The 15018-nt window shown below is 59.6% G+C and carries 11 protein-coding genes and 1 rRNA gene; 10 read left to right on the top strand and 2 right to left on the bottom strand.

Going from position 1 to position 15018, the window contains the following annotated elements; genetic code table 11:
- The first annotated feature begins 215 nt into the window (after window positions 1-215).
- Window positions 216-328 (top strand): 5S ribosomal RNA (gene rrf, locus AXG89_RS03640).
- 169 nt (window positions 329-497) lie between these two features.
- On the opposite strand, the gene AXG89_RS03635 is transcribed toward rrf, so the two are convergent.
- The gene (locus tag AXG89_RS03635) at window positions 498-1691 is read right to left on the bottom strand and encodes a M20 aminoacylase family protein (protein ID WP_062000346.1); all 1194 of its coding nucleotides are present in this window, start codon (window positions 1689-1691) and stop codon (window positions 498-500) included.
- 165 nt (window positions 1692-1856) lie between these two features.
- On the opposite strand from AXG89_RS03635, the gene AXG89_RS03630 reads away from it, so the two are divergent.
- The gene (locus tag AXG89_RS03630; RefSeq protein WP_062168039.1) at window positions 1857-3938 is read left to right on the top strand and encodes a molybdopterin-containing oxidoreductase family protein; all 2082 of its coding nucleotides are present in this window, start codon (window positions 1857-1859) and stop codon (window positions 3936-3938) included.
- Between the two features lie 154 nt (window positions 3939-4092).
- Window positions 4093-5766 carry a long-chain fatty acid--CoA ligase gene (locus AXG89_RS03625; protein WP_062000344.1) on the top strand — a complete coding sequence of 558 codons (1674 nt, stop codon included), beginning with the start codon at window positions 4093-4095 and terminating at the stop codon, window positions 5764-5766.
- A 155-nt stretch (window positions 5767-5921) separates the two neighbouring features.
- Here AXG89_RS03625 and AXG89_RS03620 read toward each other — a convergent pair whose 3' ends face one another.
- Window positions 5922-7073 carry a porin gene (locus AXG89_RS03620; protein WP_062168037.1) on the bottom strand — a complete coding sequence of 384 codons (1152 nt, stop codon included), beginning with the start codon at window positions 7071-7073 and terminating at the stop codon, window positions 5922-5924.
- A gap of 312 nt (window positions 7074-7385) precedes the next feature.
- Here AXG89_RS03620 and coq7 point away from each other — a divergent pair, with 312 nt between their 5' ends.
- The 7 genes from coq7 to AXG89_RS03585 all read left to right on the top strand — a co-directional run bounded on the left by coq7 (window position 7386) and on the right by AXG89_RS03585 (window position 15017).
- Window positions 7386-8045, top strand: a complete 660-nt coding sequence (gene coq7 / locus AXG89_RS03615) for a 2-polyprenyl-3-methyl-6-methoxy-1,4-benzoquinone monooxygenase (protein WP_062168035.1) — start codon at window positions 7386-7388, stop codon at window positions 8043-8045.
- 411 nt (window positions 8046-8456) lie between these two features.
- Entirely contained in the window at window positions 8457-8885 is a 429-nt protein-coding gene (gene mraZ / locus AXG89_RS03610; RefSeq protein ID WP_062000341.1) for a division/cell wall cluster transcriptional repressor MraZ, read from the top strand.
- A gap of 16 nt (window positions 8886-8901) precedes the next feature.
- Entirely contained in the window at window positions 8902-9867 is a 966-nt protein-coding gene (rsmH, locus tag AXG89_RS03605; protein ID WP_075358589.1) for a 16S rRNA (cytosine(1402)-N(4))-methyltransferase RsmH, read from the top strand.
- Window positions 9864-10208, top strand: a complete 345-nt coding sequence (gene ftsL, locus AXG89_RS03600) for a cell division protein FtsL (protein ID WP_062000339.1) — start codon at window positions 9864-9866, stop codon at window positions 10206-10208. Before rsmH ends, ftsL begins: the two co-directional genes overlap by 4 nt.
- Window positions 10205-12064, top strand: coding sequence for a peptidoglycan D,D-transpeptidase FtsI family protein (locus AXG89_RS03595; RefSeq protein WP_062168031.1), 1860 nt, complete (start codon window positions 10205-10207; stop codon window positions 12062-12064). Before ftsL ends, AXG89_RS03595 begins: the two co-directional genes overlap by 4 nt.
- Window positions 12061-13608 carry a UDP-N-acetylmuramoyl-L-alanyl-D-glutamate--2,6-diaminopimelate ligase gene (locus AXG89_RS03590; RefSeq protein ID WP_062168029.1) on the top strand — a complete coding sequence of 516 codons (1548 nt, stop codon included), beginning with the start codon at window positions 12061-12063 and terminating at the stop codon, window positions 13606-13608. Before AXG89_RS03595 ends, AXG89_RS03590 begins: the two co-directional genes overlap by 4 nt.
- Window positions 13605-15017 carry a UDP-N-acetylmuramoyl-tripeptide--D-alanyl-D-alanine ligase gene (locus AXG89_RS03585; RefSeq protein ID WP_062168027.1) on the top strand — a complete coding sequence of 471 codons (1413 nt, stop codon included), beginning with the start codon at window positions 13605-13607 and terminating at the stop codon, window positions 15015-15017. The genes AXG89_RS03590 and AXG89_RS03585 overlap by 4 nt, the downstream gene beginning before the upstream one ends.
- The last annotated feature ends 1 nt before the right edge of the window (window position 15018 follow it).

Here is a 15018-nt window from a genome sequence, read left to right as displayed (position 1 = left end):
CTTAAGCACGTATGGATGCCCCATCCCGCGCCATGCGCGGGGTCTTGAGTACACGCATCGGTTGAGATCAGTGTTGTGCCTGATATAAGTAGTAGCAAACACAACCCCAAGCTTCACCCGTAATAACGAGGCGTGCTCAACACATGCACTCGACTACTTCTTCCCCAGATTGGTTCAGTCGCACCGCTTCACCGCGACTGAACACCCCCTCAATGCCTGATGACCATAGCGAGTTGGTACCACCCCTTCCCATCCCGAACAGGACCGTGAAACGACTCCACGCCAATGATAGTGCGGATACCCGTGTGAAAGTAGGTAATCGTCAGGCTCCTCATCCTCTGCATCTCATCGCAGTCGCTAAAACCCCACCCCAGCAAGGTGGGGTTTTTGCGTTTACAGCGCAAATTGATCGGACCAGCCGAACCCACTACATCCGTTAATGGAAGGATTGCAGTGCAAGACGCATCGCAATCCTTCCCTCGGATATGAAACACCCATCAACGAGCCGATAAAAACCTGTCAGCGAGCTTCACAAAATAGGTTGAACCGACCGACAACAAGTCGTCATTGAAATCGTAGCTCGCGTTGTGAAGCATGCAAGGGCCCGCGCCGTGTCCCGATTCGCGATGCTCGCCTTCGCCATTTCCCAAAAACGCATAACAGCCAGGCTTTGCGAGCAGCATGAACGAAAAGTCTTCGGCGCCCATCGTCGGTTCCACTGATGCATTCACGTTCTGCTTACCCACGATTTCTTCCATCACCGATACCGCGAACCGCGCCTGCTCAGCATCATTGATCGTCGGCGGATAATTTCGATAGAACTCCAACACGCCTTCGCACTCATACGCGGCCGCGGTCGATTCCACAATCGTCTTCATTCGTCGTTCGATCAAATCGAGCGTTTCGACCGTGAATGTTCTTACCGTGCCGCCAAGCCATGCATCATCGGGGACGACATTGACTGCGTCGCCCGCGTGGATCTGCGTGATCGACAAGACGGCCGTATCGATAGGCTTCTTGCTCCGCGTGATGATTCCCTGCAGTCCGTTGGCAATCTGCATTGCGGCGAAAATCGGGTCGCGGCCGTTATGCGGCAACGCTGCATGCGACCCGATCCCTTTGACGCTGATTCGAAACTCGTTGCTCGATGCCATCAATGGGCCTTCCGTCACGCCGAACGTGCCCGCCTTCATGCCCGGCCAGTTATGAATGCCAAAGACGGCATCGACGGGAAACTGCTCGAACAAGCCATCGTGGATCATCGCTTTTGCGCCCGCGCCGCCTTCTTCGGCCGGTTGGAAGATGAACACGATGGTCCCATCGAACTTTCCATACTTGGCCAGATGTTGGGCCGCGCCGAGCAACATGGCCGTGTGGCCGTCGTGACCGCATGCGTGCATGCGTCCCGCATTTTGTGATTTGTGATCGAACGTGTTGAGTTCCGTGATCGGCAAGGCATCCATATCGGCACGAAGGCCAATGCTCCTCGAGCTCGAACCGCGCTTCAACACACCAACCACGCCGGTTTTTCCCATCCCGCGATGAACCTCGAGACCCCATCGTTCAAGATTTTCAGCCACGAGTTTCGCGGTTCCGACTTCTTCGTAACGTAGTTCCGGGTTTGCGTGGATCGTTCGTCGCAAAGCTTTGATTTCTTCGTGTGATGCTTCGATTTCTGGAATCAAATTCATGGAAAAAGCCCCTGTCTGAACAATTGATCGTGCGCACGGGTATCCGCGTCAGTGGTTCCATTCTACGCCCGCGATTATTTATCGATGTTCGAGACCGTCGGCTTTCGCCAACCGTAATAAAATTGTCTCATCTGGCGGATTTCGCCGGTTCTAAATGGATCTCCCATGAACGCTCCCGCCGAATTCGTCCGCGCCGTCTGCCCGCACGATTGCCCCGATACATGCGCAATGCGCGTCACGGTGAAGGACGGTCGCGCGATCAAGATTTCGGGTGACCCGGATCATCCGCCGACGCAAGGCGTGCTGTGTACAAAGGTGACGCGATACGCGGAGCGCACGCATCACAAGGATCGTTTGCTGACGCCGATGCGCCGCGTCGGACGCAAAGGCGAAGGACATTTCGAAGCGATCGGCTGGGGCGAAGCGCTGACACTCGCTGCCGATCGGCTAAGTGAGATAGCCGCGCGTTCGCCCGAAGCGATCATGCCGTACAGCTATGCCGGCACGATGGGTCTCGTGCAGGGCGAAAGCATCGCGGCGCGTTTTTTCAATATGCTGGGTGCATCGAGGCTAGACCGGACGATTTGCGCCGCAGCCGGCGCCGCGGGCTTGCGCTACACGTATGGCGGAAGTCTCGGCATGCATACCGAGTACTTCGAGGAAAGCGAGTTGATCCTCATCTGGGGATCGAATCCGATTGCATCGAATCTGCATTTCTGGACGCGGGCGCAGGAGGCCAAGCGGCGCGGCGCGCGGCTGATCGCGATCGATCCGTATCGTTCGCTCACGGCGGAGAAGTGTCATCAGCACATTGCGTTGAAGCCCGGCACGGACGGCGCGCTTGCGCTCGGTATGATCAATGTCCTGATCGGCGACGGGTTGATCGACCATGAATACATAAGCGCGCATACGCTCGGTTTCGATCAGCTCAAGGCTCGCGCGAACGACTATCCGCCCCCGCGCGTGGCGGAGATTTGCGGAATCGAAGCGCAAGTGGTGACCGATCTGGCGCGCGCTTTGGGATCGACGAAAAAAGCATCCATACGTCTCAACTACGGCATGCAGCGCGTGCGCGGCGGCGGCAATGCGGTTCGCGCAATTGCATGTTTGCCATCGCTTACCGGCGCGTGGCGCGAGCGGTCGGGCGGGTTGCTGCTTTCATCGTCGAATTGGGCGCCTGTTGACGTCAATGCCCTCGAACGGCCCGACTTGTTGCCGAGATGGCCGTCGAAATTGCCGCGCATCGTGAACATGAATGCCATCGGCGATGCACTTTTGCATCCCGGCGACACTACGTTCGGCCCGAAGATCGAAGCGATGATTGTCTACAACTCAAATCCCGTAGCCGTCGCGCCGGATTCGGCGAAGGTCGCCACGGGTTTCGCGCGGGAAGATCTGTTCACGATCGTGCTCGAGCACTTCCAGACCGATACCGCGGATTACGCCGACCTCATTTTTCCCGCGACCACGCAGCTCGAACATCTCGATGCCCACAAGTCCTACGGTCACACGCATGTGATGGCGAACTTGCCGGCGATCCCGCCAGTGGGCGAATCACGCGCGAACACGGAGATTTTCCGAGGCCTGGCAAAAGCGATGGGGCTGACGCATCCCGCGTTGTTCGAAACCGATGACGAAGTGGCATCGAAGGCATTCAGATGGGATGACCCCGCGCTTGCGGGCGTGAACTGGGAAACACTGAAGTCGAACGGCTGGGCGCAGCTCAAGCTACCGGACGCGCCGTTTGCGGAGGGCGGATTCCGCACGCCATCGGGAAAATGCGAGTTTTTTAGCGAGCGCCTCGAGCGCGCGGGACTGGAGCCGGTGCCCGACTATTTGCCGCCGTATGAATCGGCTGAATACGCGCCGGCGCTGGCTGCACGGTATCCGCTTTCGATGATCTCGCCGCCGGCCCGGAACTTCCTCAATAGCAGCTTCGTCAACGTCGAAAGCCTTCGGTCAACAGAAGGCGAGCCGCATGTCGATATTCATCCCGCCGACGCCCACGCCCGCCAGATTGCCAACGGCGAAACGGTGCGCATCTTCAACGATCGTGGATCGATGCAAGCGCGGGCTCGCATAACGGATCGCGCGCGTGAAGGCGTGGTGGTCGGATTGTCGATCTGGTGGAAGAAACTCGCACCCGATGGTTGCAATGCGAATCAGGTGACGAGCCAGGCGCTGACCGATCTCGGCGGTTCTGCGACATTTTATGACTGTCTCGTGGAGGTCGAGACCGTTTACTAATTCAGGCAGAAGCAAGGCGGCACAGGGGGAAGCACGCGTTTGCCCGGTTTTGAAGCTGGCGTCTAACCCGGTTGTCGGAAAGTGATCCAGCCGCTACGATGCGCAAGAGACATTTTCGCACGACCATTCTAAAATCATACAAAGGAGACGCCGTATGGAAAAAATCTGGCTGAAGTCCTATCCGGCAGGCGTGCCCGAGGAAATCGATGCAACCCGCTACAACTCGCTTTCCGATCTGCTGCTGGAGAGCTTCCGCGAAAATCGCAGCAAGCGCGCGTTTGTCTGCATGGGCAAAGCCATCACGTATGGCGAGCTCGACGCAGTCTCGACCCGGCTCGCCGCCTGGTTCCAGGCACGTGGCCTGAAACCAGGCGCGCGCATCGCGATCATGATGCCCAACGTGCTGCAATATCCCGTTGCGATCGCGGCGATCTTGCGGGCGGGGTATGTGGTCGTGAACGTGAATCCGCTTTACACGCCGCGCGAACTCGAACACCAGTTGCAGGATTCCGGCGCGCAGGCCATCGTCGTGCTCGAAAACTTCGCGCATACCGTGCAGTCGGTCGTCAAAAACACAGCGATCGAACACGTCGTGGTTGCCACGATGGGCGACCTGATGGGCGTGAAAGGCATGATCGTCAATTTCGTCGTGCGCAAGGTGAAGAAGCTCGTGCCCGCATGGAATCTTCCGGGCCACGTGAGCTTCAACACGGCGCTTCGGCAAGGCGCGAGCGAAACGCTCAAGCCCGTCAGCCAGGGACCGGACGACATCGCTTTCCTCCAGTACACGGGTGGCACGACCGGCGTGGCGAAGGGCGCAATGTTGCTGCATCGGAACTTGATTGCGAACGTCCTGCAGTCGGAAGTGTGGCTTGAACCCGGACGCAGGAACCGGCCTGATATCGACCAGTTCATCAGTGTCGTGGCGCTGCCGCTTTATCACATCTTTGCGCTGACGGTTTGTGGCTTCCTCACCATCAGGACCGGCGGCATGGGCATCCTGATTCCGAATCCACGCGATATCCCCGGCACGATCAAGGAGCTCAAAGGCTTCCCGATCAACACCTTCCCGGCCGTCAACACGCTCTACAACGCGTTGCTGAACAACCCGGAATTCGCGAAGCTGGATTTCTCGAAGCTGATTGCGGCGAATGGCGGCGGCATGGCGGTGCAGGAAGCCGTGGCGAAGCGCTGGTTCGAGATAACGGGGTCGCCGATTATCGAAGGGTATGGGTTGTCCGAGACATCGCCGTGCGTGACGTGCAATCCGGTGACCGCCACGGAATATACCGGGACGATCGGGTTGCCGTTTCCATCGACTGAAATCTCCATTCGCGATGACGACGACCGCGAAGTGCCGCTCGGCCAGCCGGGCGAGGTCTGCATTCGCGGACCGCAAGTGATGGCGGGCTACTGGAATCGTCCCGACGAAACCGCGAAAGTAATGACGCCCGACGGCTTCTTCAAATCCGGCGACGTCGGCGTGATGGACGAGCGCGGTTACGTGAAGATCGTCGACCGGAAGAAGGACATGATCCTGGTGTCGGGCTTCAACGTGTATCCGAACGAGATCGAGGACGTGGTGGCCAAGCTTCCGGGCGTGTTCGAAGTGGCTGCCGTCGGCGTAAAGGACGCGGCATCGGGCGAAGCGGTGAAGCTGTTTGTCGTGCGGCGGGACCCGCACCTGACTGAAGCGGACGTCATTGCTTATTGCAAGGAGCGGCTGACCGGATACAAGCGGCCTCGGGTGATCGAATTCCGTACGGAATTGCCCAAGAGCAACGTTGGCAAAATTCTGCGCCGCGAGTTGCGCGACGGCAACGCCTGACGCTTCAAGCCAACGAAATCTCACACAGCATCGAAAACCTTCGCATCGAAAGACGCGAAGGTTTTTTTACGCGCATAAGGCGCTCGCACGACTGCGCGAGACGAAAAAAAGGCGCCCGAAGGCGCCTTTCAAGACAACTGTTTTATTACGACTTATTAGAACTTGTGGCGAATGCCGACGATTGCTGCGACCTGGTTCGACGTCGTCGATGCCGACAGACCGTTGATCTGCGCCACTGCCTTGCCGACCGAGTCCGTGCCGCTTGCGTGCTGGTACACACCATCGACGTAGACGTCCGTACGCTTCGACAGGAAGTAGTCCGCACCGATCACGCCTTGGTGGTACTTCGCGTCGTTCACGCCGTAGCCCTTGGTGTAGTCGTATGCAGCACCCAGCAAGAACGCCGGCGTCAGTTGATACTTGAAGTTCACTTCGGCGTTGTGGAACTTGGCGCTGCCGTTCGTGACCTGGCCTGCGCCCGTCACGCCGGTTTGACCCAGATCCTTGAACTGCGTGTTGCTGTACGTTGCGCCGACGGTTGCCGGGCCGAACGTGTAAGCGCCTGCAGCCGTGATGATCTGCTGCGTCTTGGCCGTTGCATAACCCGAGTACACACGCGAACCGGTCATGTTCGAAGCCGTTGCGCTCGACGTTGCGTTGTTGCCGAAGAACGAAAAGTTCGGGTTCTTGACGTTCACGTAACCTGCGCCCAACGTCAACGGACCTTGCGCATAGCCAACACCGCCCGAAAAGATCTGGTTGCGGTTGAACTGACCTGCAACACCACCGAGGCTGTACAAACCGCCGAACGTGATACCCGAGTAGTTGGCGCTCGTGTACTTGATCGCGTTGTTCGTGCGGTTCGAGTTGTTCATGTTGTCCAGGTCGCCCGGGTGCGCACCGTAGAACGTGCCCCACTGGCTACCGACTTCCAGCGCGCCGGTGTAGTCAACCACTGAGTCGTATTGACGACCCAAGGTGACCGTGCCGAATTGCGAAGACAAACCAACATAGGCCTGACGGCCGAACTCGTCGCCCCCTTGATTCAAACGACCGGTGAATGCATTGAAGCCGTTTTCCAACACGAACAGCGCCTTCAGGCCACCGCCCAGGTCCTCGGTACCACGCAGGCCCCAACGATCGCCTTGCAGATTGCCGGCGCTCGTTGCGTACAGCTTTTGGCCGCCCGAGTTGTTGTTATAGACAAAGCCTGCATCGACAATACCGTACAGCGTCACGCTGCTCTGAGCGTGCGCAGCACCAGCAAACGTACCCAACGCAGCCAGAGCGAGAAGCGACTTTTTCATTGATGATCTCCAAAGGGTTGAAACTGTTTGGCAAGGTCACTGTTCTAGCGCCAGTGTGTTGACGTCCCTGCCGATACTTCAAAATTGAAGTTGAACGTAATGTAACAAAGAGCTTTTTGGCAACAAAGGAAAAGCGGCCCCTCTCTTTCCCTCGTGTGACGTTTACGCAACATGCGCTAAAATCAAGGCCTTACGGCATTTTGCGACCCGTGTTTGCCCTAGTTACGGGTTTGCAAGAGTACGTTTCGTGCAAGTTGATCGACTCATTCGGGCGACCAGACGCTCAGGAGATCGAAACAGGAGTTTTGAAACATGACACTCGATGAATTGATCTCTGAGTTCGATCGTGGACTTCGGTCGATGACCGGCGTTTCCCGGATGTCCCGTCCGGTTCCGGAGCCGCAAGGCGCATATGTCGATGCAAGCGATGCGACCGAGCATCCGGCGGAAACGTCCTTGACCGCAGAAGAGAAAGCGCATTCAGCGGGGTTGATGCGCGTGAATCATGTGGGCGAGGTCTGCGCACAGGCGCTGTATCAGGCGCAGAAGCTTGCGACCAACTCAGCGCCCTTGAAACGCGGCTTCGAGGAAGCAGCGCGCGAAGAAGAGGATCACCTTGCGTGGACGGCGCACCGTCTGCGCGACCTGGACTCGCGGCCAAGCCTGCTCAATCCGTTGTGGTACACGGGTTCGCTGGCATTGGGTTTCCTTGCCGGGCGGTTCGGTGACCGCGTGAGTCTCGGCTTTATGGCCGAGACGGAGCGGCAGGTCGAGAAGCACCTGGACAGCCACATGACCAGTTTGCCGGTCAATGACTACGCGTCGCGGGCGATCGTCGATCAGATGCGAGTCGATGAAGCGGCGCATGCTGTCGCTGCGACGCAAGCTGGCGGCACCGAATTGCCGTTCCTTGTGCGGGCGCTAATGCGCGCAACATCGAAGGTCATGACCCGCACCGCGTACTACATTTAAACAGTACGGTCTAATCGTTTGGCGCCTCTCGCGGCCCTTGTGAGAGGCGTTTTGAATGTTCTGCTCCGATCTGCGCTCAACCAAGCCCGTAATTTCCTTATTCGCGCCTGCGCGCAACAAAATCCTATCCCACCCCGCCGCCGCATTTCACGTACTACCTTCACATCCTTCACTACCTCATTCATTCATAACGGTTTTCAAGAATTCAGCCTACTTTAGCGGTCTGCGCTAAGTCATTGTTCTAACAAACAAATTTAGTCAGAAAACGCCATATCGTATTGACCGGCGAAAAGCGTTCCTCTACAGTGGGAAATGGTGTGAGAAAGTGTATTTTTGTGTGAGTCAGCGCGGATTTTCGGGCAATATTCCAACAAAGTCGTGGCGCCGCCGGGGCGTGAGAGGAGAGGGCGAGTGTTCCAGGGAGCTTCAGCGCTATCGCTCGATGCGAAAGGACGGATGTCCGTCCCGTCTCGCTATCGCGACGCGCTGCAAGGACAGGCAGAAGGCCGGGTCACGCTCACGAAGAGCCCGGATGGATGCCTGTTGCTCTTTCCTCGCCCGGAGTGGGAAATCTTCCGTTCAAAAATCGCTGCACTCCCCATGGACGCAATCTGGGTTCGCCGTATATATCTCGGCAATGCCATGGATGTCGAACTCGACAGCGCCGGGCGCGTGCTGGTATCGCCGGAATTGCGTGCCGCGGCCACGCTCGCCAAAGAAGTGACATTGCTTGGAATGGGTAATTACCTGGAAGTGTGGGACGCCGCGACTTACGCGGAGAAGGAAAAAGCGGCAATGGCGCAGGGCATGCCCGACGCGCTGAAGAATTTTACGTTTTGACGCAGAGCTAAAGAACATGGCCCCTGCGATGAAAAACGAATTGCAGCATCGCACGGTGCTGCTGGATGAAGCGGTCAATGCGCTGATAACGCGTGTCGACGGTACTTATATAGATGGAACGTTTGGGCGCGGCGGCCATAGCCGGCTCGCGCTGACGAAGTTGGGCGAAGCCGGCCGGCTGATCGCTTTCGACAAAGACCCGCTGGCCATCGCCACGGCAGGACAGATTCAGGATTCGCGGTTTTCGATCGTGCATGAGAGTTTCGCCTCGTTAGCCGATGCCGCTGCCGAGCGAGGAGTTGGGAAAGTGTCGGGCGTGTTGCTGGATCTGGGTGTGTCGTCGCCGCAAGTGGACGATCCGGACCGCGGCTTCAGCTTTCGGGCCGATGGCCCACTCGACATGCGAATGGACCCGAGCCGCGGCGAATCCGCAGCGGACTGGCTGGCGCGGGCAACGGTGCAGGAATTGACGGAGGTGATCAGAGATTATGGGGAAGAACGGTTTGCTTTTCAGATTGCAAAGGCGCTTGTTGCTCGCCGGGCAGAGTCCGACCGTCTTGGGCCTCTCGTCAGCACGGGCGAGCTTGCCCAAATCGTGGGTCACGTCGTCAAAACCCGTGAGAAGGGCAAGGATCCGGCAACCCGCACCTTTCAGGCTATACGGATTCACATCAATCAAGAGCTTGCGGAGCTGCAAGTAGTTCTGGACGCAGCATTGGCGTTGTTGGAGCAAGGGGGGCGCCTCGTCGTGATCAGCTTTCATTCGCTCGAGGACCGGATCGTCAAGCGTTTCATGCAGGCTCACGCAAGCGGGCCTGCGATCGATCGCCGCCTGCCCATCCGCGCTGCCGACATTCCCACGCCGCCGCTCAAGTTGCTCGGCCGCGTATTCGCTTCCGAAGCTGAAGTTGCGGCGAACCCGCGCGCGCGCTCCGCAGTCATGCGGATCGCCGAGCGCGTCACAGAGCAGACGGCGCCATGAACCGTCTGAATATCTTCCTGCTGATCGTCGTGCTTGGCTGCGCGTTGTCTGCGGTGAGCTCGTCGAACAAGCAGCGGCAGATTTTTATCAATGTGCAGCGGGCGCAGTCGCAAGAGCGTCAGTTGCAGCAGGATTTTTCCCAGCTTCAATATCAGCAGAGCGCGTTGTCGAAAACCTCGCGTATCGAGCAGTTGGCCATTACGTCCCTGAAAATGCAGCCCGTCACGACGGGCCGTACGCAATATCTGAACTATGACCCGGCGACGTCGAAGGCAACAGACGCGCCGTTGCCCGCGCCCCTGCCGGCGTCGGCTCCTCCCGCACGCGGGGTGAAACGATGAAACCCACGCCAAAGAAGAACAAGGGCGTCGCGTTCACGCCCAATCCCATTCTCTCCGTGCGCCTCCCAATGTGGCGCTCGAAGCTCGTCGTATTCCTCCTGTTCATGGCCTTCGTTGCGCTTGCAGGACGTGCGTTCTGGATCCAGGGTCCGGGCAACGCGTTCTTCAAGAAACAAGGCGAGAGCCGTTATCAGCGCACGCTTGAACTGCCTGCTACGCGGGGCCAGATCAAGGACCGCAACGGCCTCGTGCTTGCGACCAGCCTGCCGGTAAAGGCGATCTGGGCAATCCCCGAAGCCGTTCCCGACGACCTCGGCGCGGAAAAGCTCGGCCAGCTTTCCACGCTGCTCGAGATGTCGCCGAAAGAACTGCGCTCCAAGTTGTCGATGGACAAGACCTTCGTCTACGTGAAACGCCAGGTGCCCATGGAAGTCGCGCAGAAAGTCGCTGCGCTGGATATCCCAGGCATCTACACACGTGGCGAATACAAACGGTTCTATCCGGAAGGCGAGATCACCGCGCATCTGATCGGCTTCACCAATATTGAAGACAAGGGTCAGGAAGGCGTCGAACTCGGCGATCAGGGCGTGCTCGCCGGAACGCCGGGCATGCGCCGCGTGATCAAGGACCGGATGGGGCACATCGTCGAGGACGTCGACGAACAAGTCGTGCCGCACAACGGCGAAGACGTGGATCTGTCGATTGACAGCAAGATCCAGTACATCGCTTATACGAACCTGAAAGCGGCCGTCGAGAAGTTCAAGGCGAAGGCGGGCGCAGCCATTGTCATCGATGTGAAGACGGGCGAAGTGCTCGCGCTCGTCAACTACCCGACCTATAACCCGAACGACCGCTCGCGCATGACCGGCGAGCAGTTGCGCAACCGGATCATGACGGACACGTTCGAGCCGGGCTCGATCATGAAGCCGTTCACCGTGTCGCTTGCGCTCGATCTGCATCGTGTGACGCCGAATACGCTTGTCGAAACGGGCAACGGCCAGTTCGTGCTCGACGGCGCGCGCATTACTGACGACTCGGGCTTCGGCACGCTGACCGTGGGTGGCGTGATCCAGAAGTCGAGCAACATCGGCGCGACCAAGATTGCGATGCAGTTGAAGCCCGAAGAGATGTGGAACATGTACACGAGCATCGGGCTCGGACAAGCGCCGAAGGTGGGATTCCCTGGCGCGGTGTCCGGACGTTTGCGGCCGTGGAAAAGCTGGCGCCGGATCGAACAGGCGACGATGTCGTATGGCTATGGTTTGTCGGCGTCGCTGTTCCAGTTGGCGCGCGCTTACACGGCGATCGCGCATGATGGCCAGGTGTTGCCGGTTTCCATCTTCCGCACGCCCGGCGACTCGGCCGTGACCGGTCCCCAAGTATTTGCACCGACCACCGCGCGTGAAGTGCGCGCCATGCTCGAAACCGTGACGGCGAAGGGCGGCACGTCGCCGGATGCGGCCGTGCCGGGTTACCGCGTGGGCGGGAAGTCGGGTACGGCGTACAAGCACGCTGGCCGCGGCTACGACAAATCCAAGTACCGCGCGTCGTTCGTGGGCATGGGCCCGATGCCGAATCCGCGCATCGTGGTGGCGGTTTCTGTCGATGAACCCACGGCCGGCAGCCACTTCGGCGGTCAGGTTTCGGGGCCGGTGTTCTCGGCCATCGTCGGCGATACCCTGCGTTCGCTGAACGTTCCGCCTGACATGGCCGTGAAGCAGATGGTCGTCTCCGACGACCCCGCTTCCGGCACGCCGGCAACCGACATCAAGAAGCCGAACGCGACGACCACGAATCCGCCGAAGAAGCTGAAAGTATCGGCGAATACGAAAACGCATCCGGGAGTCGTTCGATGAGCGACTTGATCAAGCAACAGGCGCAGATCGCGAAAGCGGTGGCGTGGTTGCGCTCGCATGCCGATGCCGGTGCGCAACTGCATGCCGATTCGCGTTCGCTCAAACCGGGCGATGTGTTTTTTGCCTACGCCGTTGACGGTGCCGACAGCCGTCCGCATATCGATGCCGCTTTCAAGCAAGGCGCGGCCGCCGTGTTGTATCAGCCGGAAAACTTCCCGGGCAAGCCGGATGCGTCGCGTTCGTTTGCCGTGAAGGCGTTGAACGAACTGGCCGGGCCGATAGCATCGGCGTGGTATGGCGAGCCGACCGAATCCATGCTGGTCGTGGGTGTGACTGGAACGAACGGCAAGACGTCGTGCAGCCAGTGGCTTGCAACGGCGCTCTCCGCGCTGGGTACGCCGACCGCCGTGATCGGCACGCTTGGCAGCGGCATGCCGGGCAAGCTCGTGCATTCAGGTTTCACGACGCCCGACGCGCCGCAACTGCAACGCACGTTTGCGCAGTTCAAGACGGAAGGCGCGAAAGGCGTCGCCATGGAAGTGTCGTCGCATGCGTTGCATCAGGGGCGTGCGAACGGCACGAAGTTCGACATCGCGATCTTCACGAATCTCACGCAGGATCACCTCGACTATCACGGCACATTCGCCGCGTATGAAGGTGCCAAGGCGAAGCTGTTTGCGTGGCCTGCGTTGAAGGCTGCCGTCATCAATCGTGACGATGCCGCCGGTCAACGCCTGATCGCTGCCTGTCACGGCCGCACGCGAACGATTGCTTATGGCATCGAAGGCATCGAGGGCGCGTCGGACGTGACGAATGTAAAAGCCGATGCATCGCTGGCCGCGAGCGCCGTGCGTGCAACCGCAACGGGCACGGCGTTTCACCTGGAGTCCGACTGGGGCGCCGCTGACGTGGAAGTTGCAACGCTCGGCGAGTTCAACGTGAGCAATCTGCTCGGCGTGCTCGGCGCGTTGCTGGCCGCGCACGTTCCGCTCGACGCCGCGCTCGCTCAGATCGCGAAGCTCGAACCGGTGAACGGCCGCATGCAGCGTCTCGGCGGCCGGTTGCAGAACGACGAACCGCTCGTGGTGATCGACTATGCGCATACGCCGGATGCGCTGGAGAAAACGCTCTTGGCGCTGCGGCCGATTGCAGAAACGCGCGGCGGTCAGTTGATCTGCATGTTCGGCTGCGGCGGCGATCGCGATGCAACCAAGCGTCCGCTGATGGGCGCCATCGCGGAAAAGAATTCGGATCACGTGGTGATCACGAGCGATAACCCGCGCAGCGAAGATCCGCTTGCGATCATCGGTCAAATCGCGGCAGGCTTTCAGGATGCGGCCAAAGCGCGTCGCATCGAAGACCGCGCGAGCGCGATTCTTCAGGCGATCCGCACGGCGGCTCGCGAGGACGTGGTCGTGCTGGCCGGAAAAGGCCACGAAGCCACGCAGGAAATCATGGGCAAGAAGCGCGCGTTTTCCGATCAGGATCATGCGCGCCTGGCTCTCGCCGCTCGCGCCACGAAAGCGCGCGGAGGTGGTGAATGACGTTATTTACTTTGCGCGATGCAGCGCTGGAAATTCCCGGCGCTACTGTTTCAGGCGACGAAAACATTGCGTTCGATCGTGTGTCGACGGACAGCCGCACGGCCGGTCCGGGCGATCTGTTTATCGCGATCAAGGGCGATCGTTTCGATGCCCACAATTTTCTGCCGCAAGTCGCGCAACGCGGCGCTACCGCCGTGCTCGCTTCGCGTCTGCCTGATGACTTTGCAACGCCAGCCGTCAAGGTAAAGGACACGCGCATTGCGCTCGGTGCGCTGGCGCACGGCTGGCGCAAGCGCTTTGCGATTCCGCTGATTGCGGTGACCGGCAGCAACGGCAAGACTACGGTCAAGGAAATGATCTCGTCGATCTTCGCTGCCGCTGTTGGTGAAAGCGCCCGGCTCGCGACGGCGGGAAATTTCAACAACGACATCGGCTTGCCGTTGACGCTGTTCCGTCTGAACGAATCGCACAAGCTTGCCGTGATCGAGCTCGGCATGAATCATCCGGGCGAAACTGAAACGCTCGGCAAGATTGCCGCGCCGACGGTTGCTGTCGTGAACAACGCGCAGCGCGAGCACCAGGAATTCATGGCGACGGTCGAAGCGGTCGCGCTGGAACATGCGTCGGTGATTCATGCGCTGGCATCGAATGGAACGGCCGTGTTTCCCGCCGACGACAAGTACGCGAGCATCTGGCGCGTCGCCGCGACGGGCAATCCCATCCTTGATTTCGCGTTGCATACGGACGCTTCGCAACCCCCTGCAGCGGTGACCGGCAAGCTGGTTGGCGCGACGCTGCACGTCACAACGCCGGAGGGCGCAACCGAAGTCGCATTGCAAGTCCTCGGGGATCACAACGCACGCAACGCGCTGGCGGCAACGGCAGCCGCGCTCGCCGCGAACGTGTCACTCGATGCCATCAAGCGCGGACTCGAAGCCTTCGAGCCGGTGAAGGGCCGTCTGCAAGTGAAGCGCGCGGCGGTGAGGCCGATCGAAGGCGCAACGGTTATCGACGATACATACAACTCGAATCCCGATTCCATGCGCGCGGCCATCGACGTGCTGGCGTCGCAAGCTTCGCCGCGTGTGCTCGTAATGGGCGACATGGGCGAAGTCGGCGATCAGGGTCCGGCGTTTCATCGCGAAGTGGGTGCGTATGCGGCGCAACAGGGAATTGACACGCTCTTCGCACTCGGCGATGCAAGCATCGACGCCGCGAAATCCTTCGGCCCGGCAGGACAGCATTTCACTGATATCTCCTCACTCATTGCAGCACTCACCGGCTCGGGCTTCGGACCCGGCGCCACGTTTCTCGTGAAAGGCTCGCGCTTCATGCAGATGGAGCGCGTGGTGGACGCCGTGACGAGTCCACACCAACCCGCAGCGGGCGTTACGCCTGCCGCGCACTGAA

It is taken from the genome of Burkholderia sp. PAMC 26561 (assembly GCF_001557535.2).
Taxonomy (GTDB): domain Bacteria; phylum Pseudomonadota; class Gammaproteobacteria; order Burkholderiales; family Burkholderiaceae; genus Caballeronia.
This window is presented reverse-complemented; position numbering and strand designations above follow the sequence as displayed.

What these genes read in the sequence shown, in the direction of transcription:
- AXG89_RS03625 (WP_062000344.1), top strand. Translation starts at nt 4,093, where the DNA reads ATGGAAAAAATCTGGCTGAAGTCCTATCCGGCAGGCGTGCCCGAGGAA.
- coq7 (WP_062168035.1), top strand. Translation starts at nt 7,386, where the DNA reads ATGACACTCGATGAATTGATCTCTGAGTTCGATCGTGGACTTCGGTCG.
- AXG89_RS03620 (WP_062168037.1), bottom strand. Translation starts at nt 7,073, where the DNA reads ATGAAAAAGTCGCTTCTCGCTCTGGCTGCGTTGGGTACGTTTGCTGGT.
- ftsL (WP_062000339.1), top strand. Translation starts at nt 9,864, where the DNA reads ATGAACCGTCTGAATATCTTCCTGCTGATCGTCGTGCTTGGCTGCGCG.
- AXG89_RS03635 (WP_062000346.1), bottom strand. Translation starts at nt 1,691, where the DNA reads ATGAATTTGATTCCAGAAATCGAAGCATCACACGAAGAAATCAAAGCT.
- AXG89_RS03595 (WP_062168031.1), top strand. Translation starts at nt 10,205, where the DNA reads ATGAAACCCACGCCAAAGAAGAACAAGGGCGTCGCGTTCACGCCCAAT.
- AXG89_RS03585 (WP_062168027.1), top strand. Translation starts at nt 13,605, where the DNA reads ATGACGTTATTTACTTTGCGCGATGCAGCGCTGGAAATTCCCGGCGCT.
- AXG89_RS03630 (WP_062168039.1), top strand. Translation starts at nt 1,857, where the DNA reads ATGAACGCTCCCGCCGAATTCGTCCGCGCCGTCTGCCCGCACGATTGC.
- AXG89_RS03590 (WP_062168029.1), top strand. Translation starts at nt 12,061, where the DNA reads ATGAGCGACTTGATCAAGCAACAGGCGCAGATCGCGAAAGCGGTGGCG.
- rsmH (WP_075358589.1), top strand. Translation starts at nt 8,902, where the DNA reads ATGGCCCCTGCGATGAAAAACGAATTGCAGCATCGCACGGTGCTGCTG.